Source organism: Pseudomonas sp. NBRC 111131, from assembly GCF_001320525.1.
GTDB classification, from domain to species: domain Bacteria; phylum Pseudomonadota; class Gammaproteobacteria; order Pseudomonadales; family Pseudomonadaceae; genus Aquipseudomonas; species Aquipseudomonas ceruminis.
Window position 1 is genome coordinate 1 of record NZ_BCBH01000082.1, and the last position, 2071, is coordinate 2071.

The 2071-nt window shown below is 60.4% G+C and carries 4 protein-coding genes; all 4 read left to right on the forward strand.

Annotation, left to right across the window (positions count from 1 at the left end; all coding sequences use genetic code 11):
- A partial coding sequence (locus APH34_RS28305; protein ID WP_139139780.1) for an FCD domain-containing protein occupies positions 1-260 on the forward strand: 260 nt, incomplete at its 5' end.
- Positions 261-341: 81 nt separating this feature from the next.
- Entirely contained in the window at positions 342-932 is a 591-nt protein-coding gene (locus APH34_RS28310) for a TetR/AcrR family transcriptional regulator (RefSeq protein ID WP_003465041.1), read from the forward strand.
- Positions 933-1022: 90 nt separating this feature from the next.
- Positions 1023-1724: a cysteine hydrolase family protein gene (locus APH34_RS28315; RefSeq protein ID WP_003465039.1), complete on the forward strand. Its 702-nt coding sequence runs from the start codon at positions 1023-1025 to the stop codon at positions 1722-1724.
- 54 nt (positions 1725-1778) lie between these two features.
- Entirely contained in the window at positions 1779-2003 is a 225-nt protein-coding gene (locus tag APH34_RS28320; RefSeq protein WP_003465037.1) for a DUF2798 domain-containing protein, read from the forward strand.
- Positions 2004-2071: the final 68 nt, after the last annotated feature.

Genomic DNA, 2071 nt, shown 5'->3' on the forward strand with positions numbered 1-2071 from the left:
AATTTCACTACGCGCTGACCACCATCGCGCGCATGCCGGTGCTGGCGGGTTTGCTCGATAGCCTGTGGATGCGCACCGGCCCACTGATCGCCCGTGCCTATGGCAACTTCAACGAGCGCATGGCCATCGACCATCACTGGGAAGTGCTCGACGCACTCAAGCGCCGCGATGGCGCGGCGGCACGGGCGGCCATCTGCCGTGACATTCTCGATGGCAACGAGAAGATGCTCGAGTACATCGAGATGGCGCAGGCGGACTGATTGGCAGTCAATTCGACTGTTGACGAAACATAGATGACCAGTTAGTTTATTAAAACTTTCTCATCACTGGATGTCTCTGTCATGGCTCGCCCGGTCAACCTCGAAGTCAGATCCCGTTTGCTGTCGATTGGCCGCCAGGTGGTTCACAACCGTGGCTTCAACGGCTGCGGCGTCCAGGACATCACCGCCGCTGCCGAGATTCCCAAGGGCTCTTTCTACAACTACTTCGCCAGCAAGGAAGACTTCGCGGCAGAGATCCTCGAGGAATACTGGACCTCGATCGAAACCCGCCACGGGCCGATCTTCTACGACGCCCGGGTCAAGCCGCTGGAGCGCATCGGCCAGTTCTTCCAGGCCCTGGTGCTCGAGCACGGCGAGCATGAATACAGCCTGGGTTGCCTGATTGGCAACCTGTCCCTGGAAATGTCCAATGGCAGCGAACAAACCCGCAAGCGTCTGGCCGATGTGCTGGCGCGCTGGGAAGGTTTGCTCGCGAGCTGCCTGCGTGAAGCGCAGCAGCGCCGCGAACTCTCTGAAACTCACGACGCCGAAGCGCTGGCCAGTGTCATCGTCGAAGGCTGGGAAGGTGCGGTCATGCGCGGCAAGGTCCTGCGCGACGGTGCACCTCTGCAGCGTTTCGTATCGATGGTCTTGCCTCGGCTATTGGAGTGAGTTTTTTTTCCTCATTAATAAGACGACTGGTCATTTATATAAAGCAACATTCACGTCTCATCCACGCAAGCACCCAAGAGGTAAATCGTCATGAGCCATCTGTACGCCGACCCCGCCGAACCCGCACTGCCTGCCACTGGTTTCAAGCTCGACCTGAGCAAAGCCGCCCTGGTGGTCATCGACCCACAGAACGACTTCCTCAGCCCTGCCGGCGCCAGTTGGGCGGTGTTCGGTGAGAGCATCGTCGAGAACAACACCGTCGAAAACCTGGAAAAACTGTTCAAGGCCTTCAAGGCTCACGACCTGCCCGTGGCCGTGTCGCCACACTATTACTACCCGCACGACCACGACTGGCATTTTGGCGGTCCGCTGGAAAAGGTCATGCACAGCATCTGCATGTTCGATCGCAAGGGACCGAACACCCTGGAAAACTTCGAAGGCTCCGGCGCCGATTTCCTCGAGATCTACAAGCCGTACATTCTCGACGGCGAGACCATCATCGCCTCGCCGCACAAGGTCTACGGCCCGGAAACCAACGACCTGGCGCTGCAATTGCGCAAGAAAGGCGTGTCGCAGATCATCCTCGCCGGCATGGCGGCCAACCTTTGCGTGGAATCACACCTGCGCGAACTGCTCGAACAGGGCTTTGAAATAGTCGTGGTACGCGACGCCACCGCCGGCCCGCGCCTGCCGGATGGCGACGGCTACCTGGCGGCCATCATCAATTACCGCTTCCTCGCCCACGGGCTGTGGACCACCGAAGAGACTATCGCGCAACTGCAACCGGCTTGATCGTGCCCGAGCGGCCGGGCATCGCGCCCCCCCGCTCTTTCTCGAGAACCCCCGATGAAAATCCCCGCCCGTTATGAGCATTTCGTTTTCGGCGTCGTTCAATCCGGCCTGACCTGCGCGGTCGCGGCCGCCATCGCCACCACACCCCATGCGCTCGACCTGGCCTTTGCCGGCCGCTGGTTGAACGCGTGGGCGCTGTCGTGGGTATCGATGTTGCCGGTGGTGGTGCTGGCGGCGCCGATGATTCGGCGCGTGGTGAGGCGGATGACGGTGGGCTGAATGACTTGGCTATGACTCACCCAACACACCGCCATCGCGTGATCTTGCCCAGTCCCAGTGGACACCCC